General features: G+C 61.9%; 1 pseudogene. It reads left to right on the top strand.

The annotated features are described in order from the left end of the window. Positions 1-21: 21 nt before the first annotated feature. A pseudogene (locus ACR0E6_RS22110) lies at positions 22-784 on the top strand (ABC transporter ATP-binding protein); the annotation flags it as partial.

Here is a 784-nt window from a genome sequence, read left to right as displayed (position 1 = left end):
GATCGGGTGTCGGTGCGGGACATGGACGGAAACCAGATCCTAGACGATCTTAACCTGACCTTCCCGCATGGAAAGACAATCGGCATCGCCGCGCCTAGCGAAGAAGACCGCCGCGCCATTGCCGAGCTGCTGACCCGTGAAATCCTGCCGAGCGCTGGGCGTGTCCGCATTGGCGAGCAGAATCTGGCCGAACTGCATCAGGGCGTCGTCGCTGCGCGGATCGGCTATGCGTCATCGCGGCCGGTGATGTTTCAGGGAACGCTGGGCGATAATGTGATGATGCCGATGCGCTACAAGCCCCTGTCGGAGGGGGGCGACGATCCCGGATTTGCCGAAACTTTGCGCGCGGGCAACAGCACCGACCCATTCAAGGCCGAGTGGCTGGACCCGTCTTTGGCAGGGCTGGATTCGGCGGATGCCCTGCGGGATTGGTGGCTTCAACTGATTGACGGAATGGGGTCAGGAGCTGCCTTGTTCCAGCGCGGGGCCGAGCAGATTTTCGACGCGGCACTACACCCGGAACTGGCGCAGAAACTGGTCAGGCTGCGCCCGTTGGTGCAACAGGCGGTGAAGAAGGCAGGGCTTGAGCAGCAGGCGCTGATCTTCGACAAGTCCACCTATAACCCGGCCTTGCCCGTGGCTGAGAACCTGCTATTTGCCACGCCCCGCGTGCCGGTCACGCAAGCGCTGTTGGCACAGCAGAGGGTCTTTCTGGGTCAATTGCGCGAACTGGGTTTGGACGAGACTCTGATCGCGCTGACCCGTGATGTGATCGATATGCTGC

It is taken from the genome of Ruegeria sp. AP12 (genome assembly GCF_056540025.1).
Note: the sequence above shows the minus strand (reverse complement) of the source record. Positions and strands in the feature narration are given on the sequence as shown.